This window comes from Sphingobium abikonense NBRC 16140 (assembly GCF_001598335.1).
In the GTDB taxonomy this organism is placed as follows: domain Bacteria; phylum Pseudomonadota; class Alphaproteobacteria; order Sphingomonadales; family Sphingomonadaceae; genus Sphingobium; species Sphingobium abikonense.
Genome location: NZ_BCYT01000014.1, coordinates 65685 through 82792 on the forward strand (window position 1 = coordinate 65685; position 17108 = coordinate 82792).

Sequence of the window (17108 nt, forward strand, 5' to 3'; positions counted from 1 at the left end):
GGCAGGGCGCCCTCCATCCTACTTTGGGTCAATGACGCCAGCTGACGCCGATCCACAGCGTGCGCGGCGTGCCAAGGTCGATGGACCCGCCTGCGTTGCGCGTCACGACGCGTTCGTCGAACAGATTTTCGCCCCGCGCGACCAGTGACACGCCCTGCGCCAGCGGCAGGCGCGCAACCGCGTCCAGCGTCAGCGCGTCGGGCAGCACATCGCTTTGCAAATCGTCCTCATATTGCTTGGCGACATAGCGCAGCGTCGTGGACAGCGATGGCCCGCCGCGCGGTGCCCAGGCCACTGTGCCGCTCGCTGCATGGCGCGGACTTTGCGCGGGGGTGAAGCCGTCAAACGCCTGCCCCGGCGCATGGACGCTGCTGTGACTATAGGCATAGGATGCCGACAGGGAAAAATCGCCCATCTGCGCCGCCGCTGTCAGTTCCACGCCCTTGGCGACGATCCGATCGACATTCTGCCGCTCGCGGGTGTTGGGGGCGATGGTGACATTGGCGATCGCGCCGTCGAGCCGGTTGTAGAAAGCCGTGGCCGACAGGGTGACGCCCTTCATCGGGGTAAGGTCGACGCCCGCCTCCACGCCTTTGAGCTTTTCAGGGTTCAGCGCGGCATTGGCCCGCGTGGTGATAGGGAAGACCACGAAGGGCCGATAAAGTTCGTTCAGCGTCGGCAGGCGAAAGCCGCTATAGGCCGCCGCCCGCAGCGCAACCGCGTCGCTCGCCCTGAACAGCGCGCCGATCCGGCCGCTCGTTTCCCAGCCCGACCGGTCGGCATAGGATTCGCCGCTCGCCGCGCCCGTCGTCGCATTAACCTGGCGGTAGAAGCCGTTGCGGATCGTCCACCGGTCGACCCGCGCGCCGCCGGTCAGCACCAGTCTGCCCAGCGTCCAGTCATCCTCGATAAACAGGCCGCTCGTCCACTGCTCGCCGCCCGCATGTCGCAGGAAGGTGCGCGGGTTGCTCGCGACATTGGCGTTATAGGCGTCCTCATACATGTCACCGGTGGCAAGCCGCGTGTCGGCACCCACGCGCAAAACATGATCGGGGCCGACCGGCGGGCGCAGCTCGATCTTGCCGCCCAGCCCGGTCGATGGCGTGTTGCGCTGATCCAGCGTCTTGCGGAAACTGGAGGAGGATATGACGATATTGGAAAAATTGCGCGCCTGGATATAGGCCAGCGCATCGACCTGCCACGGGCCGCGCGCGACATAGCGGATGCTGGCGTCCTGGCCTTGGCTCATGCTGTCGGCGCCCTGGAAACGCAGGGTGCGATGATCCTCGAACAGCGTCGCGCGAAATTGCAATTCGGAGGTCGCGGAAATGGGAGCGACCGCGCGGATATTGGTCGACCAGCCATCATAGGCGGCGGGCGCGTTGGCGGCGACTCGCTGGTCGCGCGGCGTGGTATAAAATCCGTCGCCCCGGTCCCATCGCCCGGACAGGGAGACATGGCCGCCGCCCAGATCCGGGGTGATGGTGGCGGATAATTCGCTGGCGTCGCGGCTGCCATACAGAGCGCTCAGCGCCATGTCGGGCAACTCGTCACGGGTCGCGCTCGCTAATTCGATGGTGCCGGCGACCGCGCCCGATCCGAACGCGCCGCTGCCCCCGCCGCGCGTCACGCGCACGACCGACAGTCGTTCGGGCGCCAGCGCGCCGAAGGGAATATAGCCAAAGAAGGGATCGGCCAGCGGCACGCCGTCCAGCAGCATCAAGGTCCGGCTCGACGCATTGCCGCCGAGCGCGCGCAGCGTCACGCCCTGCGCGGACGGATTGGCCGACCGGCTGTCCGACCGGCGAAACTGCTGGAATCCGGCGACATCGCCCAGCACCGTTTCGATCCGCCCGGATGCACTGTCCATCAGCCGGTCGCGCCCGATCACCACCGATCCATAGGCCGGGGTTCCCGGCGGCAGGGGCAGGCCGCGCCCCGTCACGATGATCGCTGGCGCATCGCCGGGCGTCGTCTGCGCCCATGCGGCGGTCGGGACGGTCAATAGCAGCGCAGGCAGCAGGCAGGTCTTCATGGCATTCCCCTCTGGCGGCCTCTCCCTTCTGGTTTTTTGTCGCGATTGCAAATGGAAAGGGCCGCACCCCTTGTAGGATGCGGCCCGTCCCCCGTGACATTGGTCCTTTGGTCAGAAAAACAGGATCGCGCCTGCCGCGATCGCGTCCGACGACGCCTCATTGCCGTTATGCGCCTGCGACTTGGTGCTCACATATTCGCCGAGCAGCGTCACCCAGCTGTTAAGGCCATAGCGGACCTGCCCGACCCAGCTGCTATTCTTGTCGACCAGCGCGGGGTTGGCGATTGCGTCGGCCGCATTGGCGTAATCCAGATGGCTTTCGCCATAGCTGCCGCCGAACGAGAATTTGCCGAAGGTCGTCAGGCCCTGAAGATAGAAGCCGTGGCTGTCGCGCTTGTTGCCCAGCCCATCGGTGTCGAACAAATTGAGCGCGGTGGTCCCCAGGCCCGATGCGTCATAATAGGTTCCGACCAGGGTGACCGGGCCAAAGCCGACCTTGGCCCCCACATCCCATCCCCAGCCGGTATAGTCGGGGCCGGCATCCACATTATGCTTCTGGGTGATGCCCGACGCCCATAGCCGCGTCGATACCGCGCCCATCTTGCCGTCATAGACCAGCTTGCCTTGGAAACCGGGCTGCTTGTTGGTTTCAGCCGGGCCGGTCAGCGACGATAGCGGCTCGAAAATGCCGATGCTGGCGGTGATCCCGCCAAAGCTGGGCGTGGTATAGGTGATCTGCGGCTGGAAATCGGTGTAGATATAGCCGGTGCCGATCCGGCCCAGCGTCGTGTTGGACGGCGCGACATTGCCCGCCGGCGTGCCCGACGACAGCAAGGTGATGTCGTTCAATATTGCTTCGGACGCAAACAGGCCGATATCGCGCCCAATCTTTACCTCGCCAAAGCCCTTGCGCCCGAACGTCAGGTAGGTCTGGCGGAAATCGATGCCGCTGGTCTGCAACGCGCGCGGATTGCCGGGGCTGTTGGCGCCGCCGCCCGCCGCGTAATTGACCGAATTGATGCCCGGATACATGCCGAAATGCGCGCCCACGTCCCAGCCGCCCTGGGTGGTCATCGCCTCGACCTTCAGGAAACCGGGCAGCAGGCCGTTGCGAATCGCGGACGTATCCCCGCCCACCGTCGCGACGCCGCCCACGACCGTGTTGGTCGCGCTGGGCGCTTCGCCATTGTCATGCACGTAAAATCCGTTGACCGACCCTGAAAATTTCAGCGTCACGTCCCCCATCTGCAAGCCGATGCCGCTGTCGGTCATCCGCACGAAGCCCGCGCCGCCCGATGCGTCGGGCGTCACGGGCGGTGCGCTGGGCGCGGCAGCCGTCTGCGCCGTTTCGCTCGCCTGGCCATTCAGCAGCTCCTGATATTCCTCGTCGGTCAGGATGCCCTTTTCATGCAGTCGTTTCAGCAGATCGGCGGTGGTGCCGGCCATCGCCGGCGCGGCCGTGACGCCAAGCGCGAATACGCCCGCGGCGCACATCAGGCGCAGTGTCCCCTTCATCTCATCCTCCCGTTGAGCCGCCGGTGGTTCCGGCTGGCCCCGACAGTGGGCCGCGGCAGGCAAAGGGAAAATTGAACTTAGGTTCTGCGACTTTCGGCCGGGGGCTTTGGCATGGGTCGGGTCAGGGTGCGATGGCGATTCCCCACGGGGCAGAGCCGACCGGCACGGTGCCCACCACTTTGGCTGTGTCCAGGTCGATCACCGATACCGTGTCCGAAAGGCCATTGGCGCTATAGGCATGGCGGCCATCGGCGCTGACCGCGACATGCCAGACGCGGCGGCCGACCGGGACATAAGCGCGTATCTTGCGGGTCGCCACATCGACCAGCGCGACATGATCGGCACGGCCCAGCGCCACGATCGCGGTCCTGCCGTCGGGCGTGAAGCGGATGCCGCAGGGCAGGATACGGTGCGCCGCGACGCCCTCTATCTCGAACCGCAGCGTGTCGGTGATCGTCCTACTGGCAACGTCCGCGATCTGGACGACGCCGCCAATCTCGGCCGCGATCCACAGTTGGCGTCCATCGGCGGTGAATTCGACATGGCGCGGCCGCATCTCGGTCGCGGTTTCGCCTGCCGCCGTCCGGGTAGTGAGATCAATCCAGGTCACGACATTATCCTCTTCGGACGTGACCGCGACCCATCGTTCGTCCGGGCTTTGCGCGACGCCTTCCGGCTCGCCGCCCACCGCCACCTGAAAGGCGACAGTGCGCGACGAAAGATCGATCGCGGTCAGCGCGGCGTCATTTTCATTGGCGACGAACAGGGTGCCGCCATCGCGCGACAGGAAAAATTGCTCGGGGTCCTCGCCGGACGGCAATTCGGCCACCAGCTTGCCGCTGGCGCGATCGATCACCTGCACCGCATGGTCCGTGCTGGCGCACAGATAGACATATCGCCCGTCCTTCGACACGGTGATGCCGCGTGGCCGGCCGCCCACATCCCATGTCGCGAGCACTGTGCGCGTCGCGCCGTCGATCACGCTCACGCTGTCGCCCCGCTCATTGGAGACATAGAGCGTGTCCGCGATCGCCGGGACCGGCATTGCGCTCGCCATCGCGGCCCATAGCAGTCTCCTCATGCCAGCCCTCTCCCGTCCATGTCCTGCTGTTGTCCCTATGGTCTAGGCGCAGTGTCAGGCGGGCGGGATTGTACCAAAGGCCAATGGGGCGCTCCCCGCCGCTCCCCTACACTTGCATGGAACAGGACATGATGGGTGAGGATGAGCAGGATCATGATTTCGGGACGCATTTTGCTGCTGGGCGCGCTGGCCGTGCTGGGCGGAACGACGGCCAGCCAGCTGCTGGCGCATGGCGACGTGACGCCGCAGGCGGTCGACACCTCGGCGCTGCCGGACATTGGCGAGGAATGGCTGGAAAAAAATCCCTATAGCGGCAACGCCAAGGCGATCGAAATCGGCCAGTCCGCCTATGGCCAGAACTGCGCGCGCTGCCACGGACTGGACGCAGAAAGCGGCGGCATCGCGCCCGACCTGCGCTATCTGGAGCAGGGCGAATCGGGCGACCAATGGTTCGCCGAACGCTATCGCCACGGCTCCAGCCATGACGGCAAAGTCTATATGCCGCCATTTGGCGATGTTCTGGGGCAAAAGACCGGCTGGGCCATCCGCGCCTGGCTCGAAACCAAGTTCGAGGGCTGATCCCATGATCAGCCGCCGCGCGTTCCTGGGCGCCGCCGGCGCCGCCGCGACATTGGGCCTGCTGCCCTCGCGCATCGGCGCGGCGCCGCTCGGCAAGGTCAGGGATACAGGGGTCCTTCGGGTCGCCGTCTATAGTGACAACCGTCCTTGGTCCTGGGAAAAAAATGGCCGGCTGACCGGCATCGACGTCGATCTGGCCAAGGCGCTGGCGCAAAAGCTGGGCGTGCGCGCCGACGTGGCGCAGATCACGGCGGATGAAAGCGTCGATGATGACCTGCGCAATGCGGTGTGGAAGGGCGGGCTGCTCGGCTTCATGCCGGCCGACATCATGCTGCATGTGCCTTTTGACCGGGCCTTTGCCGCGCGCAATGATCAGGTTGCGATCGTCGCGCCTTATTATCGTGAGACGTTTCAGTTCGCCTGCGCCAATGGCGACATCGACTGCGATGCGCCGCCGGTGCAGTGGAAGGGCAGGCGGCTCGCCGCCGAACTGGACAGCATTCCCGATTTCTATCTGATCGGCGCCTTTGGCGGCGCGCTGTCCAGGGATGTCATCCATCATAAAAGCGGCACGGCGGCCGTGGACGCGATGCTCGATGGCAGGGCCGACGGCGTGCTCGCCAGCCGCGCCCAGATCGAGGCGGCACTGCATGATCGCGGCAATCCCCCCGTCACTCGCCGCAAAATGCCGCTTCCCGCCTTCACCTCGCCGGGCTGGGACATTGGCATGGCGGTCAAGGAAAACAGCCGCACGCTGGGCGACGCGGTGGAAGATATCCTTGGAGCCATGGTGGCATCGGGCGAGCTGGCCGCCCTGTTCGCCGCCCATGGCGTTACCTATCAGAAGCCCGTCGCAGGCTGATCGCGGCCCTCACTTGCCGCTTCCAATGTTGGATTTTCTCTGATCTACCCTGATCGGTGAGGCCTGTTTCAATCCTGTTCATGCCCCATCTGACGGGCCGTGGCGGCCATTGCGCCCTGTCGCGTGGGTGTCGCCTCAATGTCGCTTCGTGGTCGCGTAGCGGTCGCTTCGGGGCCAAAAGTGGCAAAAGCGATTGAACTTCGTTCCTGTCCATTTCCTCCCGACCGAAGGTCCAATTGCCGCTCGCGCCGCCTGGCATAGGCTGTTCGGCGCAATGGGGGCGCACGGCGCCGCTGAAACGGGAGGATGAAGATGAAGGGACGTATGTTGCGTTCGCTGGGTGGCGCCGCCGCACTGGCATTGGTCGTGGCGGGAGCGCCGCTGCTGGCGCAGGGGGCCGGCCCGACCGACGCCGATCTCATGAACGACGCGGCGACCACCGGCGACGTGCTCACCTATGGCATGGGTCCGCGCGCGCAGCGGTTCAGCCCCTTGAAGCAGATCGACGCCGGCAATGTCGCAAAACTCGTGCCTGCCTTCGCCGCCTCGCTCGGCGGGGAAAAGCAGCGCGGCCAGGAAGCGCAGCCGATCGTCTATGACGGCACCATCTATGTGACGGGCAGCTATTCGCGCCTCTTCGCCTTCGACGCGCGCACCGGCGAGGAAAAATGGCAATATGACGCCCGCCTGCCCGACGCGATCATGCCCTGCTGCGACGTCGTCAATCGCGGCGCGGCCATCCATGGCGACAAGATCATTTTCGTCACGCTCGACGCACGCGTGGTGGCGCTGAACCGCGAAACCGGAAAGGTCGTGTGGAACAAGCAGATTGCCGACTATAAGGAAGGCTATAGTGCGACGGCCGCGCCGATCATCGTCAAGGGCATGGTCATCACCGGCAATTCGGGCGGCGAATTCGGCGTCGTCGGCGCGGTCGAAGCGCGCGACGTCAATACCGGCGAACTCATCTGGCACCGCCCCGTGATCGAAGGCCATATGGGCACGCTGCGGGGCAAGGATAACGGCATCACCGGCAAGACCAACGCCACCTGGCAGGGGGATTTGTGGAAAACCGGTGGCGGCGCGACCTGGCTTGGCGGCACCTATGACCCGGACACCAATCTGCTCTTCTTCGGCACCGGCAATCCCGCGCCCTGGAACAGCCATCTGCGCCCCGGGGACAATCTCTACACCAGCTCCACCATCGCGCTCGATCCCGACACCGGCGTCATCAAATGGCATTATCAGACCACGCCGCATGACGGCTGGGACTTTGATGGCGTCAACGAATTCATCCCCTTCGACGCCACGATCAATGGCAAGCCGATGAAGCTGGGCGCCAAGGCGGATCGCAACGGCTATTTCTATGTGCTTGATCGCACCAACGGCAAATTGGTCAGCGCGTCGAAATTCGTCATGCAGACGACCTGGGCGGACGGCATCAATCTCAAGACCGGACGGCCCAATTATATCGAAGCCGGCCGGCCCGGCGCGCCGACGACCGAAAAGGGGAAGCCGGTCTTTGCCTCCCCATCCTTCCTCGGAGGCAAGAACTGGATGCCCATGGCCTATAGCCAGGACACGGGCCTTTTCTATGTGCCGTCCAACGACTGGGGCATGGACATCTGGAACGAACCCATCGCCTACAAGAAGGGCGCGGCCTATCTGGGGGCGGGCTTCACCATCAAGCCGATTGCGGAGGACCATATCGGCGCGCTCCGCGCGATGGACCCCAGGACCGGCAAGATCATGTGGGAATATAAGAATAAGGCGCCTTTGTGGGGCGGCGTGCTGACGACGGGCGGCAACCTCGTCTTCACCGGCACGCCGGAGGGGTATCTCAAGGCCTTCGATGCCAAGACGGGCCAGGAATTGTGGAAATTCCAGACCGGATCGGGCGTGGTCGGATCGCCCGTCACTTGGGAACAGGATGGCGAACAATATGTCGCGGTCATGTCGGGCTGGGGCGGGGCGGTGCCGCTATGGGGCGGCGAAGTGGCCAAAAGCTTCAAGGACATCAATCAGGGCGGGGCGCTCTGGGTCTTCAAGCTGCCGCGATAAGCCCGACAAAAAAGGAGACTGATCGATGATTGTCATGGGCCGGGGACAGTATGCGCCGCACATGCCGGCATTGCCGCCAGGCGCGATGCATCTTGCTTCTGCCCATGGCATCATGGATCATGGAACGCAGGGGCGGGGGATGGATCAGGATCAGTATATGGGCGGGGACGCCATGATGGAGCGGGTGCTGATCATCGACGATCATCCACTGGTGCGCGATGGCCTGCGCAGCGTCATCGCGATCAGTTTCGACAATATCGAGATACTGGAGGCGGCCAGCATGGGCGAAGCGGTCGCCCTGCTGGAAAAGCAGGATAATTTCGATCTCATCATGCTGGATCTCAATATCCCCGACGTGCGCAGGCTCGACGGGCTGAAGCTGTTGCGCCAGCGTTTTCCGATCCTGCCCGTGGTCATGGTGTCGGGCGCTTTTGACCGCGCGATCGTGCAGGACGCGCTGGCGGCCGGCGCGGCGGGCTTCATTCCCAAATCGCTCAAGCGCAGCGGCATAGTCGATGCGCTCCACCGCATCGTCGCGGGCGAAATCTATCTTCCAGAGACCATGGGCGAAGTGCCGCCCCCCTCGGTCGAAGAGGACGACATCGTCCGCCGCATCGACAGCCTGACGCCACAGCAGAAGACTGTTCTTGGCCATCTCGTTCGCGGCCGTCTCAACAAACAGATCGCGCATGATCTTGGCGTCTCGATGACCACGATCAAGGCGCATGTCTCGGCTATCCTCCAGAAACTGGGCGTGCTCAGCCGCACCCAGGCCGTGATCAAGGCGAACCGGGTCGGCTTTAGCGGCGATTGAGCCGTAACGCCCCGCTATTTCAGGATCGTCCGCAACAGCGCCCGCAATTGCGCGGGCTTTACAGGTTTGTTGAGCAGGGGAATGTCGGCCGCGTCCAGCTGCGCTTTCAATGCCTCGCCACGGTCGGCCGAAATCATCACCGCGGGCACCCGCACCCCAAAATGTGCCCGCAATTGGTCAATCACGACATCACCGGTTTCGGCTTCGTCCAGATGATAGTCGACCAGAATGATGTCGGGCGCCGCGCCCGCGTCGAACTGGCCCGTCGCCTCGGCAAAACTGCCGGCCGTCACGACGCTGCATCCCCATCCGCCCAGCAGGCTGCTCATCCCGGTCTGGATGGCGCGTTCATTGTCCACCACCAGAACGGTCAGCCCGCGCATGGTGCGATCCCGTCCCGCAGCATCGCTCGGATGCGCCGCATCGGCCGTTTCCACGCCGATCGGCACCTTTATCGAAAAGGTGGCACCTTTGCCGGCCGACGACTGCACCGTCACCGGATGCCGCAGCATGTCGCTGGCCCGACGCACGATGGCGAGGCCCAGCCCCTTGCCGGACTGGCGATTGTCGAACCGCCGGAATTCCTCGAATATGAGCTGCTGCTGGTCGGGCGGAATGCCCGGCCCCGTGTCCGTCACGCCGATCTCGACGGCGTCATCGGACATCTGGCAATGCAGCCGCACCGCGCCTTTCTGCGTATAGCGCACTGCGTTGGACAGGAAATTCTGGAGGATCCGCCGCAGCAGCCTGATGTCCGACCGTACCCACACCGGCTCGCCCTCGATATGGAGCGACAGGCCTGCCGAGCGCGCCATCGGCGCAAATTCCACCCGCAGTGTGTCCAGCAAACGGTCCAGGGGGAAGGCCGACACTTCGGCCTGGATGGCGCCGGCGTCCAACCGGCTGATTTCCAGCAGTGCTTCCAGCAGGTCTTCGACCGAATCGAGCGCGGTGGACGTCTGGCTGACCAGCGCGCGGGTGGGCAGGGCGAGCCGCCGGTCGCCCAGGGCTGCAACGAACAGGCGTGCGGCGTTCAAGGGTTGCAGCAGGTCATGGCTGGCCGCCGCCAGAAAGCGCGTCTTCGACAGATTGGCCTTTTCCGCCGCGACCTTGGCGTCCATCAATTCGGCCTCGATCTGCCGTCGTTCGGCCACTTCGGCTTGCAGCTCGCCTGTCCGTTCCACGACCCGGCGTTCCAGCGTCTCGGCCGTTTCCTTCAAGGATGCCTGCGCGCGCAGCATGTCGGTCACGTCGGTGAAGCCGATCACCTGACCGCCGCCATCCAGCATCGTGCTGCGCACCTCGAAGCAGCGATCGGCTGCATGAACCTGCGCGACCTTGCGGCCGACGTCCTTGCGCCAGTCGAGGCACCCCTTGTCGTCCAGATGACGCTCGGTCCGGCACCATTGCACCAGTTGGGCATGGGTGCCCATGTCCTGCGCCCAATCTTCCGGCAGTCGCAAAAGATGCTGGAGCGCCTCGTTCCATGCCGCGACATTCCCGTCCGCGTCGAACAGGCACACGCCTTCGGACAGATTGTCGAGCGTCGCCTGAAGGATGATGTTGCGTTCGGCCAGTTCGCGCGCCCGCTCGCGCGCGTCCTCGGCCTTGGCTTCGGTGATGTCGGTGTAGATGCCGACGATGCCGCCCTCGCTGGTCCGCAATTCGTTGACCTGCACCCACCGCCCATCGGCCAGCGCCTGGACATAGCCGCCCCGGGCGACGCTGTGGCGGGCAAGGCGTTCGGAAACCCAGCGGTCGGGCGCAATCAGCGCTTCACGCGGCGTGTGGTGTGCCGCTGCCAGCCGGGCAATTTCATCAAACCGCATGCCTTCCCGCAGGTGATCGGCGATGTCGGGCCAGAAACCGAGATAGGCCTCGTTGAACAGCAGCAGCCGGTCATCGGCGTCGAAGAGCACAAAACCTTCGTTGATGGAATCGATGGCGTCGCGCAATCGCATGCGCGCTGCATCTGCGCTGTCGTGCGCCGCAGCCAGTTCAGCATGTGCGCTTGCCAGACGCGCCAGTGCGTCCTCCAGCTGCATGGTGCGGTCGCGCACCATCGCTTCCAAGGAAATCGCGGTTTCAAACATGGCGAAGGCATTGCCCGCCATATCGCTGGACCGTTCGACCCGATCGATCAACGCGGCGTTGATCTTGCGCAGCTTGGCGACCTCCAGGCGCAGCGCCGCGACGTCCGCCAGATCCGCATCTGCAATGTCGGCGGCCATCCCAGTCATGTCCCGATCGCCAGGCCGCTGAACGTTTGATTGACGTGCAGCGCATGATATTGTTCGCCATAGGTGTTGAACCCGATCACCCTATGACGGCGATAGAGTTCAGACACTGCACGGGAAATCTGGCGTTGTTCGGCATCAACGCGGTTGAGCACGCAATCAAAGGCAATGATGCGATCCACCTCGCCCAATTGATCGGCAATGTCGGTGAACAGCGCATCCATGCCGGCGATACGATCGACGGGCTCGCCCACCGTCAGCACGATGCCTTCATCGATCGCACAATAGAAGGTCAGGCTGCCATCGGCATTGGCGCTCTGGATGGACCGAACATGATAATCTCCACCGGCGCGGACCATCGGCGGATGCGCGGCGAAGAATTCGACACCCAGCGCTTCGCCGGCATGGCCGGCCATGCGCAGATATTCGCCGGCCGCAGGCTCGGCGTTGATTTCGGTGACGACGCGTTCCTGGGGGATGGCGCCTGTCACCACCATCTTCGCTGCGCCCGGCCGATAATGCTGCGCCTTGAACACATGCAATGGACGCGGCGTCGACAGGATCGCCACCACCGCCCCATGCGCGTGGAATCGCCCGCCCTCAAATATGGATGTTTCCCGAAATGCCAGCCCATCTCCTGATGACCCACCGATCAAAGGGATATCGCCTAGCGCATCCTGGATCGTCATGGTGAGCAACTCTTCGCGATGCGACAGCCCATCCACAAGGAACAGTGCGACCTGATTGATGTCGGCTCCGAGCGACCGGCTATCGCGCGTCGCCGCTGCGACCAGACTGCGGACGACGTCGCGGGCCGCGACCGGATCGAACATGTCGACATCCTGGAAACAGTGGGAGGCGAGGTGAAAGCCGTCTTTTGGAAAAGCGATCGCGGTAAGACTGTCCTCGTCATAGCCGCGACCAGTCAGTTCCCCCGAACTAGTGCAACCGATGACAGACACGCCTTCGCTCCGCCGGTTGATCGCCCGCGCCAGTGCATCCCGATCGAACCGATGCGAGCAGAACAGCATGAGGCCGGCTAGCGGCGCTTCACCGAGCTGCTCCATGATCTCGTCCATGGCGGCCGCAGGGCTCGCCGCGTGACTGGCTGCAAAGCCAATGCGTGAAGCCAGCAATGTCATCGGGTCCTCTCCCCCTGTTTTCTCCTCGTTACGCGACCTTATGAACCTGCCGATGACGCGTGGCCAGTCCGACGTTCAGTGTCCGTCAACCGGGGCACCCGCCGCCTCGAGCGCGACATATTCTTCATCTGTAAAGACGCGGGATCGGACGATGAAACGGACGCCCTCCGGGCTTTCGAGCGACATGCCAGCGCCGCGACCGGGCACGATGTCGATCATGACCTGCGTGTGGCGCCAATAGGCAAACTGCGCACGCCCGATCCACACGGGAATGTCGCCTGCCACATGACCCAGCAGAACGTCCTGCGCGCCGACCCTGAACTCACCGCGCGGAAAGCACATCGGGGCGGACCCATCGCAGCAACCGCCCGATTGATGAAACATCAGCGGACCATGGGTTTGCGTGAGCGATTGCATCATCGCTTCTGCTTCCGGCGAGGCTGTCACGCGGGCTGGCACCATGGTCGCTGTCCTCGCTAGAAACCAGTGCGGCGGGCGCTGGGGAAACGGCACCCGCCGCCATCGGAAGCGTCAAACAGGGAATGCAGCTTCCGACAATTGCACCATCGTCGGGTCAGAAAAAGCCAAGCGCTTTCGGGCTGTAGCTGACCAGCAGATTCTTCGTCTGCTGATAATGATCCAACATCATCTTGTGCGTTTCGCGCCCGATGCCGGACTGTTTATAGCCACCAAAGGCCGCGTGGGCCGGATAGGCATGGTAGCAATTCGTCCAGACCCTGCCCGCCTGAATGCCCCGGCCCATGCGGTAGGCGCGGCTGCCATCGCGCGTCCATACGCCCGCGCCCAAGCCGTAAAGGGTGTCGTTGGCGATCGTGAGCGCTTCCGCCTCATCCTTGAAGGTGGTGACGGACAGGACCGGGCCGAAAATCTCCTCTTGGAAGATCCGCATCTTGTTGTGGCCCTTCAACACGGTCGGCGTGACATAATAGCCCTGCGCCAACTCGCCATCCAGCCGCGCCCTTTCGCCGCCGGTCAGCAATTCGGCACCTTCGCCAAGGCCGATTTCGATGTAGGACAGGATTTTCTCAAGCTGGTCGTTCGATGCCTGGGCGCCGATCATCGTCGATGGATCAAGCGGACTACCCTGGCGAATGGCCTTCACCCGATCGATCGCGCGGGCAATGAACTTGTCATAGATGCTTTCCTGGATCAGGGCGCGGCTGGGGCAGGTGCACACCTCTCCCTGATTGAGCGCGAACATGGCAAAGCCTTCCAGGCATTTGTCGAAATAGTCGTCGTCGGCGTCCATCACATCTTCGAAGAAGATATTCGGGCTTTTGCCGCCTAGTTCCAGCGTCACGGGAATGAGGTTTTCCGAGGCATATTGCATGATCAGACGGCCGGTGGTGGTTTCCCCGGTAAAGGCGATCTTGGAAATCCGCTTGTTGCTGGCCAAAGGCTTGCCCGCCTCCACGCCAAAGCCGTTGACGATGTTGAGCACGCCCGGCGGTAGCAGATCGCCGATGATTTCCATCAGGACCATGACGGACATCGGGGTCTGCTCGGCCGGCTTCAGCACCACGCAATTGCCCGCCGCCAAAGCGGGCGCAAGCTTCCAGACTGCCATCAGCAGCGGAAAGTTCCAGGGAATGATCTGGCCGACGACGCCGAGCGGCTCGTGAAAATGATAGGCAATGGTGTCGTGGTCGATTTCGGCAATGGAGCCTTCCTGCGCGCGCACGCAACCGGCGAAATAGCGGAAATGATCGATGGCGAGGGGAATGTCGGCATGCGTCGTTTCCCGGATCGGCTTGCCGTTATCGATGGTTTCGGCCATCGCGATCAGGTCGAGATTGGCCTCCATGCGATCGGCCATTTTGAGCAGGATATTGGATCGCTCGGTGGGTGATGTTTTCCCCCAGCTATCCTTCGCCTTATGAGCTGCATCCAGCGCCCACTCTATATCGTCGGCGGTTCCGCGTGCGATCTGACAGACGACCTGCCCCGTGACGGGCGAGATATTATCGAAATATTGCCCCTTGGCGGGCGCTATCCACTGCCCGCCGATATAATTGTCATAGCGATCACGGATCAAGCTATTCCCCGCAAAACGCTCCATAGCCTGCTGCAGCATCGTCCCACTCCTGAAATTGATTGAAGTTGGGTCAAGGATGGCACAGGTGCTCAAGCGTGCAATTGGACCTTTGGTCGAAATGACTCCTCGTCCCACAGCCCATGCCGGACGCCGACCGCTTCGGGGTGATTCGCCATCGCCTTTCATGCTAGGTGGCCGGGATGACGACGATGGATGACAGGATCAGTGAACCGGAGGCGGGCGGCGCGCGACGCCGCGCCATATTGGAAATCGCCGCGCGCCTGTTCGCGCGAAAGGGTTATCGCGGCACATCCATGCGAGACATCGGTGAAGCGGCCGGCGTTCAGGGCGGATCGCTCTATCATCATATCAAATCGAAGGACGCCCTGTTTGTCGAAGTGCATCATGCCGCACTGGACGAAGCGGAACGCAGGATCACGCGGGCTGTAGAGCAACATTCCCAACTATGGGCGCGACTGGAGGCGGCCTGTACCAGCCTGTTGGAAATTCAGCTTGATCCTGCTTCGTTGACAATGCCGATGATGAACGACTTTCGCGAAGTCCCGGCCCCTGTCCGGGCCGCGCTGATCGAGCGGCGGGATCGCTTTGAAACGCCGTTCCGCACCTTGGTGGATGATCTGCCTCTTCCCTCCGACATGGATCGTTCCATCTATCGAAACCTGCTTCTTTCGCAGCTCAATTCAGCGGCAGATTGGGTGCGACCAGGGCGCCTGACCCCACAAGAGATTGCCATACAGATTGTGCGCGTGTTCCGGCATGACGCTTCCACCGGTTGAAACTGTAACAACTGTTTGGTATAGCATCTTGCAAGAGAAAGGTCCGTGACATGCAAAGCTATACCCCGCCCATCGATGATTATCGCTTTCTGCTGGAGGAGGTCCTCGACTTTGACGGGGTGATGGCGGAGTTGGGCAAGGATGTGGATTGCAGCCTGGCGACGGCTGTTCTCGAAGAGGCTGGAAAATTCTGCGCGGATCATCTCCATCCGCTCAATCGCCAAGGGGATGAGCAGGGGGCAAGGCTGGTCGACGGGTCCGTCGTCATGCCCGATGGATTCGCATCCGCCTATCGCGCCTTTGTTGAAGCCGGCTGGCCCTCTTTGGCGGCCGACCCGGAGCATGGTGGGCAAGGCTTGCCCTTCATTCTGCAACTATGGCTCGATGAAATGCTGTCCGCATCCAACCTGTCCTTCGGCCTTTTCCCTGGGCTGACCCGTGGTGCGATGGAAGCGATTGCTGCTCATGCGAATGACGATCTCAAAGGTCGCTATCTGGCGCCGCTGATCAGCGGGGAATGGACAGGGGCCATGGCACTGACGGAAAGCGGTGCTGGCACCGACCTTGCCCTGCTGAAAACGAAAGCGGAGGATCTTGGCGACGGACGGTTCGCAATCACCGGACAAAAGATTTTCATTTCGTCGGGCGATCACGACATGGCCTCCAACATCGTCCATCTGGTGCTGGCCAGGCTACCCGATGCGCCTGCGGGCGTGAAAGGCATCAGCCTGTTTCTAGTGCCCAAGATACTTCCAGATGGCACGCGCAACAGCATGTCTGTCGGCGCGCTGGAAAAGAAAATGGGTATTCATGCCCAACCGACCTGCGTCATGAATTATGACGGCGCGACGGGATGGCTCGTCGGTGACCCGCACCGGGGTCTAGCGGCCATGTTCACCATGATGAATGCCGAACGACTGATGGTCGGTATCCAGGGACTTGGCATTGCGGGCGCCGCCTATCAGCAGGCGGCGGCTTATGCCAAAGACCGGCTCCAGGGGCGCAGTAGCGACGGCGGCCGCGGACCTGTCGCCATCATTGACCATGCCGACGTGCGGCGCATGCTGCTTAAGGTACGCTCTTTCGTCGAGGCCGGGCGGGCGCTGGCCGGCTGGACCGCGTTGCAGTGGAATCGCGCCCAAGGCCATGCCGATCCGGCGGTGAGGGCGCAGGCTGACGCTCTGGTTGCGCTGCTCACGCCTGTCGTCAAGGCGGCCTTCACCGATTTCGGCTTTGAAAGCGCCGTGGCGGCGCAGCAGGTGTTCGGCGGCCATGGCTATATCCGTGAATGGGGCATGGAGCAGTTCGTGCGCGATGCGCGCATTGCCCAGATTTACGAGGGTACGAACGGCGTTCAGGCAATGGACTTGGTGGGCCGCAAATTGCCTATGGCCGGGGGCGCGATAGTGGAACGCCTGTTCGATCAGATCGAGGCGGATCTACGTGCATGTCCCGAGCTCGGCATTTCCGCCCGGGTGCGAAGCGCGCTTGGTCTTCTCCGCGATGCGACGAATGCGCTGCGTGGGGCAGGTGCTGACGCCGCAGGAGCGGCCGCGGTCGACTATCTTCGTCTCTTCGCGCTCGTCTGTTTCGGATGGATGTGGGTTCGCATGGCCGGCGCGGCGACTGGCGACAGTCCCTTGCACGTAAGCAAGCGTACGCTGGCGGAAGTCTTTGCTCTCCGGGTTCTGCCCGAAGCAGAGGGTCTTGCGCGGGCCATCGAGGCGGGCGAGGGGATGTTAATGGCACTGCCCGTCGACGCATTCTAGGAAACGGTCGGGTTGTAAAAGTGGTGGTCCGTGATCGCGCCTCCGGAGCTGCAAATTTGCTTATGTCGTTTTTTTGAAATTTCTCTGTTGACCGACTCGTTTGGTGGTCCTAGATGCCAGTCCACCGACGCGGTGAGCGCCCCTGGTTCTCGCTTTGCTT

The 17108-nt window shown here is 63.1% G+C and carries 13 protein-coding genes; 6 read left to right on the top strand and 7 right to left on the bottom strand.

The annotated features are described in order from the left end of the window. Nucleotides 1-28 precede the first annotated feature (28 nt). The 3 genes from SAB01S_RS14040 to SAB01S_RS14050 all read right to left on the bottom strand — a co-directional run bounded on the left by SAB01S_RS14040 (nucleotide 29) and on the right by SAB01S_RS14050 (nucleotide 4631). Nucleotides 29-2035, bottom strand: a complete 2007-nt coding sequence (locus tag SAB01S_RS14040; RefSeq protein ID WP_062733681.1) for a TonB-dependent receptor — start codon at nucleotides 2033-2035, stop codon at nucleotides 29-31. Nucleotides 2036-2146: 111 nt separating this feature from the next. Next, a complete protein-coding gene (locus tag SAB01S_RS14045) occupies nucleotides 2147-3550 on the bottom strand; it encodes a porin (RefSeq protein WP_062733683.1) in 1404 nt (467 codons plus the stop codon). Between the two features lie 121 nt (nucleotides 3551-3671). After that, entirely contained in the window at nucleotides 3672-4631 is a 960-nt protein-coding gene (locus tag SAB01S_RS14050; protein ID WP_062733684.1) for a PQQ-dependent catabolism-associated beta-propeller protein, read from the bottom strand. 153 nt (nucleotides 4632-4784) lie between these two features. Between SAB01S_RS14050 and pedF the strand changes: the two genes are divergently transcribed. The 4 genes from pedF to SAB01S_RS14070 all read left to right on the top strand — a co-directional run bounded on the left by pedF (nucleotide 4785) and on the right by SAB01S_RS14070 (nucleotide 8947). Further along, nucleotides 4785-5210, top strand: coding sequence for a cytochrome c-550 PedF (gene pedF, locus SAB01S_RS14055; RefSeq protein WP_031298047.1), 426 nt, complete (start codon nucleotides 4785-4787; stop codon nucleotides 5208-5210). A gap of 4 nt (nucleotides 5211-5214) precedes the next feature. Further along, nucleotides 5215-6072 (top strand): substrate-binding periplasmic protein, encoded by an 858-nt coding sequence (locus tag SAB01S_RS14060; RefSeq protein ID WP_062733691.1) that lies wholly within the window; start codon nucleotides 5215-5217, stop codon nucleotides 6070-6072. Between the two features lie 312 nt (nucleotides 6073-6384). Continuing rightward, nucleotides 6385-8133: a methanol/ethanol family PQQ-dependent dehydrogenase gene (locus SAB01S_RS14065; protein WP_062733716.1), complete on the top strand. Its 1749-nt coding sequence runs from the start codon at nucleotides 6385-6387 to the stop codon at nucleotides 8131-8133. 25 nt (nucleotides 8134-8158) lie between these two features. Beyond that, nucleotides 8159-8947 carry a response regulator gene (locus tag SAB01S_RS14070; protein ID WP_062733692.1) on the top strand — a complete coding sequence of 263 codons (789 nt, stop codon included), beginning with the start codon at nucleotides 8159-8161 and terminating at the stop codon, nucleotides 8945-8947. A gap of 14 nt (nucleotides 8948-8961) precedes the next feature. On the opposite strand, the gene SAB01S_RS14075 is transcribed toward SAB01S_RS14070, so the two are convergent. The 4 genes from SAB01S_RS14075 to adh form a co-directional block, all read right to left on the bottom strand. After that, the gene (locus SAB01S_RS14075) at nucleotides 8962-11187 is read right to left on the bottom strand and encodes a hybrid sensor histidine kinase/response regulator (protein WP_062733693.1); all 2226 of its coding nucleotides are present in this window, start codon (nucleotides 11185-11187) and stop codon (nucleotides 8962-8964) included. After that, on the bottom strand, nucleotides 11184-12326 hold the full coding sequence (locus SAB01S_RS14080; protein WP_062733695.1) for an FIST N-terminal domain-containing protein: 1143 nt from the start codon (nucleotides 12324-12326) through the stop codon (nucleotides 11184-11186). The genes SAB01S_RS14075 and SAB01S_RS14080 overlap by 4 nt, the downstream gene beginning before the upstream one ends. Nucleotides 12327-12401: 75 nt before the next feature. Continuing rightward, the gene (locus SAB01S_RS14085) at nucleotides 12402-12788 is read right to left on the bottom strand and encodes a DUF779 domain-containing protein (RefSeq protein ID WP_062733697.1); all 387 of its coding nucleotides are present in this window, start codon (nucleotides 12786-12788) and stop codon (nucleotides 12402-12404) included. A 112-nt stretch (nucleotides 12789-12900) separates the two neighbouring features. Then, entirely contained in the window at nucleotides 12901-14421 is a 1521-nt protein-coding gene (gene adh, locus SAB01S_RS14090) for an aldehyde dehydrogenase (protein ID WP_062733699.1), read from the bottom strand. A gap of 161 nt (nucleotides 14422-14582) precedes the next feature. Here adh and SAB01S_RS14095 point away from each other — a divergent pair, with 161 nt between their 5' ends. Beyond that, nucleotides 14583-15179, top strand: coding sequence for a TetR/AcrR family transcriptional regulator (locus SAB01S_RS14095; protein ID WP_157078352.1), 597 nt, complete (start codon nucleotides 14583-14585; stop codon nucleotides 15177-15179). Between the two features lie 50 nt (nucleotides 15180-15229). Then, complete coding sequence (locus SAB01S_RS14100) at nucleotides 15230-16948, top strand: acyl-CoA dehydrogenase (RefSeq protein WP_062733700.1); 1719 nt, start codon at nucleotides 15230-15232, stop codon at nucleotides 16946-16948. Nucleotides 16949-17108 lie beyond the last annotated feature (160 nt).

What these genes read in the sequence shown, in the direction of transcription:
- SAB01S_RS14095 (WP_157078352.1), top strand. Translation starts at nt 14,583, where the DNA reads ATGACGACGATGGATGACAGGATCAGTGAACCGGAGGCGGGCGGCGCG.
- SAB01S_RS14040 (WP_062733681.1), bottom strand. Translation starts at nt 2,035, where the DNA reads ATGAAGACCTGCCTGCTGCCTGCGCTGCTATTGACCGTCCCGACCGCC.
- SAB01S_RS14045 (WP_062733683.1), bottom strand. Translation starts at nt 3,550, where the DNA reads ATGAAGGGGACACTGCGCCTGATGTGCGCCGCGGGCGTATTCGCGCTT.
- SAB01S_RS14070 (WP_062733692.1), top strand. Translation starts at nt 8,159, where the DNA reads ATGATTGTCATGGGCCGGGGACAGTATGCGCCGCACATGCCGGCATTG.
- SAB01S_RS14060 (WP_062733691.1), top strand. Translation starts at nt 5,215, where the DNA reads ATGATCAGCCGCCGCGCGTTCCTGGGCGCCGCCGGCGCCGCCGCGACA.
- adh (WP_062733699.1), bottom strand. Translation starts at nt 14,421, where the DNA reads ATGCTGCAGCAGGCTATGGAGCGTTTTGCGGGGAATAGCTTGATCCGT.
- pedF (WP_031298047.1), top strand. Translation starts at nt 4,785, where the DNA reads ATGATTTCGGGACGCATTTTGCTGCTGGGCGCGCTGGCCGTGCTGGGC.
- SAB01S_RS14065 (WP_062733716.1), top strand. Translation starts at nt 6,385, where the DNA reads ATGAAGGGACGTATGTTGCGTTCGCTGGGTGGCGCCGCCGCACTGGCA.
- SAB01S_RS14080 (WP_062733695.1), bottom strand. Translation starts at nt 12,326, where the DNA reads ATGACATTGCTGGCTTCACGCATTGGCTTTGCAGCCAGTCACGCGGCG.
- SAB01S_RS14075 (WP_062733693.1), bottom strand. Translation starts at nt 11,187, where the DNA reads ATGACTGGGATGGCCGCCGACATTGCAGATGCGGATCTGGCGGACGTC.
- SAB01S_RS14085 (WP_062733697.1), bottom strand. Translation starts at nt 12,788, where the DNA reads ATGGTGCCAGCCCGCGTGACAGCCTCGCCGGAAGCAGAAGCGATGATG.
- SAB01S_RS14050 (WP_062733684.1), bottom strand. Translation starts at nt 4,631, where the DNA reads ATGAGGAGACTGCTATGGGCCGCGATGGCGAGCGCAATGCCGGTCCCG.
- SAB01S_RS14100 (WP_062733700.1), top strand. Translation starts at nt 15,230, where the DNA reads ATGCAAAGCTATACCCCGCCCATCGATGATTATCGCTTTCTGCTGGAG.